The organism is Phyllobacterium sp. P5_D12 (assembly GCF_054049495.1).
Genome location: NZ_JBFUMG010000450.1, coordinates 1 through 3,649, shown reverse-complemented (window position 1 = coordinate 3,649; position 3,649 = coordinate 1). Strand labels below are relative to the sequence as shown.

General features: G+C 56.6%; 4 protein-coding genes. All 4 read left to right on the top strand.

All coding sequences use genetic code 11. The annotated features are described in order from the left end of the window. A partial coding sequence (locus ACXJ5O_RS21550; RefSeq protein ID WP_457301676.1) for an ROK family protein occupies positions 1–205 on the top strand: 205 nt, incomplete at its 5' end. Between the two features lie 3 nt (positions 206–208). Then, positions 209–1,534, top strand: a complete 1,326-nt coding sequence (locus ACXJ5O_RS21545) for an ABC transporter substrate-binding protein (RefSeq protein ID WP_457301675.1) — start codon at positions 209–211, stop codon at positions 1,532–1,534. Between the two features lie 203 nt (positions 1,535–1,737). Next, complete coding sequence (locus ACXJ5O_RS21540; RefSeq protein ID WP_457301674.1) at positions 1,738–2,613, top strand: carbohydrate ABC transporter permease; 876 nt, start codon at positions 1,738–1,740, stop codon at positions 2,611–2,613. Next, entirely contained in the window at positions 2,610–3,431 is an 822-nt protein-coding gene (locus ACXJ5O_RS21535) for a carbohydrate ABC transporter permease (RefSeq protein ID WP_457301673.1), read from the top strand. The genes ACXJ5O_RS21540 and ACXJ5O_RS21535 overlap by 4 nt, the downstream gene beginning before the upstream one ends. The last annotated feature ends 218 nt before the right edge of the window (positions 3,432–3,649 follow it).

The window sequence follows — 3,649 nt, the reverse complement described above, 5'->3', positions numbered from 1 at the left end:
GCTGGCGCTTGATCCGAAATACATCGTCATTGGCGGCGGGATCGGGCTTGCAGAAGGCTATATCGATCAGGTTCGGGGCGCATTCACATTTCCCAAAATATCGCTGCGTCCAACCCTTGTGAGTGCCGGTCTCGGCCGTCACGCGGGGGTAATCGGCGCGGCGGATCTCGCCATTGCACAATCCAACTCAATTATWGGAGGCTAGAACATGCTTAAATTTACAAAAATCACTTTATCTGCTCTCGCACTGATTACCACATCCCTTGGTGCCGCCAACGCCGCGGTTACCGTTCTGGGCTGGCCGGGCGGTTCGGAAGAAACCGCGCTACGCGCTGTTGCCGAAGCTTACAATGCACAAAGCGGCGTTGCCGACGCGGAAAAGGTCGAGCTTCTTTTCTACAGTCGCGATGGCTTTTACGACAAATTGCAGGCTGACATGGCAGCCGGGTCGAGCGCCTTCGACATCAATCTTCTCGCGACATATTCGATCGGCCGCTACGCCTCCTATATGGAGCCAGTCGACCTTGGCCCGGATGCCGCCAAGGTATTTGGCGAGTCGGTGCTGAAGACCATGCAGTTCGATGGCAAGCAATACGGTGTCCCAACCGATCTCTCCTTGCATTTCATGTATTACCGCAAGGATTTGATCCATGCCCTACTCGCCGACCCGGCAGCCAAGGCCAAATATGCCGAGATCAGCGAGAAATATCTCGGCAAGCGCCTGGAGCCGAAAGCGCCCGACAGCTGGACCTGGGATGACTGGGCAGCGACCGCACTCTATTTCGCAAAGTCCGTAAATCCCGAAAGCCCGGTTCGCTACGGCACGGTGCTGCAGATGAAGAACCTCCTTTTCAACATCATGGTGTGGCAATCCGTGGCCCGTGCCAATGGCGGCGACTGGATGGATGCTTCGGGCAATATCACCATCGACTCTCCGGCTTACCGGACGGCGCTTGAGCTTTACAAGAAGCTTTACGACGCGGGTGCCTCGCCGAAGGATTCGCTTTCCTATGAATATGCTGAAACGAATGCCGCGTTTGGCTCCGGTCAGGTGGCGACGGCACTGCAGTGGAATGCTGCAGCCAGCGAACTCACCGATCCCGCCAAATCCCCGGCGGTTGCCGAGAATGTCGGTATCGTTGCGCCGCCAGCCGGTTCGGCGGGCCGGGCCGACCATATCCATGGCCTCGGGCTTGGTATCAACAAGAATGCCAAGAACAAGGCAGGTGCGGCGAAGTTCCTCCAATGGCTGGCGACTGAGGACGCCGCCCTGCTTTATGCCCGCAGCGGCGGTTCGCCTGCGCTCCTGCCGGATGTGGCAGCAAAGATTGCCAAGGAGCGGCCGGACCTCGTTACGCTCGGTCAATATGCCGGCGCCTATGGCTATGTCATGACCGGTGCCACATCAGCCAATGCCTTCCCGGTTTACGAACTGCAGGCGAAGGAATTCAYCGGCTACTGGTCGGGGCAGGAAACCTTGGACGAAGCGCTTGCCAACACGAAGGMTGGGATGGAGAAACTGCTGAAGCCTTAGGCCTCCCGCCGCGGTATCTCAAGAAAGCGATTTCAGCATCTTAGCCCTTGCTAAGTGCTAGAAATCGCCAGAGAGGGGATTTGCCTCACTGAACTACCCCCTCTCTGGATTTTCCAAGGATTTAGCAAAGAGGCTAAATCCAGGAAAATCCTTTCTCCCCCACAAGGGGGAGATAAGTGGAGCTATTTTTGCAAAGGAAACCCATGGTCAATTTGGGCCACAAAGGCTGGAGAATTTTTGCGAGCCCGCTGGTCGGGTTTCTCCTGCTTTTCCTTGGATTTCCGATCCTGATCGATCTCGTCTACAGCCTTTCGCGTGTCAGTTTCACGAATTTGCGCAGCCCGGAAATCGTCGGTTTCGGCAACTATGGCGAGGTGCTCGGCGATGCGCAATTCTGGCGGGCCAGCTGGTTTTCGCTGCGTTTCGGCGTGATCACGGCAGTTCTGGAATGTGTGCTCGGCCTTGGCCTTGCCGTSTTCCTGTCGCCTCTGATCGAGAAGCGCTCCTGGCTCATGGCGCCGCTGATGTTGCCGCTGATGGTTGCACCGGCGATGATCGGGCTGATGTACCGGCTCGTACTGCACGAGTTCGGCGGCCCTGTTCCGTATTATTTGTATCTATGGTTTGGCGACAGCCCGTCATTCCTCAATGCGGAAAACGCATTCTGGACCCTTGTCGTCGTCGAGACATTGCAGTGGACACCCTTCGCGCTGCTGCTCTTCTACACCGCCTATCGGGCTATTCCTGACGATGTGCGCGAAGCCTCGGCCATCGATGGTGCTTCCGCTCGCCAAATCTTGACGGCGATTGAATTGCCCCTGATGCGGCCGACGCTCATCTTCACTTTTTTCATTCGGTTTATCGATGGATTTCGCGTATTCGACAACGTCTACACGCTGACCGGCAGTGGTCCCGGCGGATCGACCACATCGCTGCCGATCTACATCTACGAGGCCTTCTTCAAACAGGGCGCGATCGGCAAGGCAATCGCCGCTTCCGTCATCCTGTTTCTGGCGTCCTTCGTTGGTTTGTACGCGCTGACATGGCTATCGCGCCGCGGGAAAGGCGCCGCGTCATGATCAAACTAGCGCGCTGGATCGTCTACGCCATTGCTGCTCTTGCCCTGAATTTTCCGGTTATCGTCACCTTGCTAACCTCTTTCAAGAGCGGCAAGGAAATATCGGTCAATCCCGGATTCTGGATTTCGAGCCCTACCCTCGAAAACTATGCGACGGTTTTGCAGGTGAGCGACCGGTTGAACATTTTTGCCTATCTCCTCAACAGCCTGGCGGCGTCCCTGATCGGCACGGTGCTCGCCATGATCATTACTTTTCCGGCAGCCTATGCCATTGCGCGCGGCAAATATGGCCGCAAGGTCCTGATGCCGCTGATCGTCAATCTGCGAGCAGTGCCRCTCATCATCTTTGCGATCCCGCTCTACATGATGTTCCAGTTTGCCGGCCTGCTTGATACACAGCTTGGCCTCGGACTGATACTGACCATCGTCAATCTGCCGCTTTCGTTGATCGTATTCGTCAACGCGATTGCGGAAGTTCCCATCGAAATCGACGAGGCGGCAAAGCTGGACGGCATGAGCAAATGGGGAATCATGAAGGGGATGATGTTGCCGGTCTGCCGTCCGGCACTGGCGACGGTCTTCATATTCGGGTTCATCACAGCGTGGAACGAATTCCTATTCGGACTGATGCTGACGTCAAACAGGGCTGTTCCGATGACAGTCGGCGCTTCGTTCTTCTTCGCGGCGAGCGGCGGCGGCATTCAATGGGGCGCAGCATCGGCCGTCATGATCGTCGGCGCATTGCCGCCAATGCTCATCGGCATCATCATGTACCGCCAAATCAGCGGCTCCATGACGGCAGGTGCGGTGAAAGGTTAACGGTTCAATCTGTAGCTCGTCGTTCTCCGTCATCCTCGGGCTTGACCCGAGGACCCACGGCAAAGGAGATTTGGCCGTCCACCAATTTCCACGGGATCCAGCAGGCCAAGTCCACAAAACAGTATGTCACTAAACGATCTGCTATAATGCGTAGCCGTGTCACAATGCTTCATGGCGGTGGGTCCTCGGGTCAAGCCCGAGGATGACGGAGAGGGATG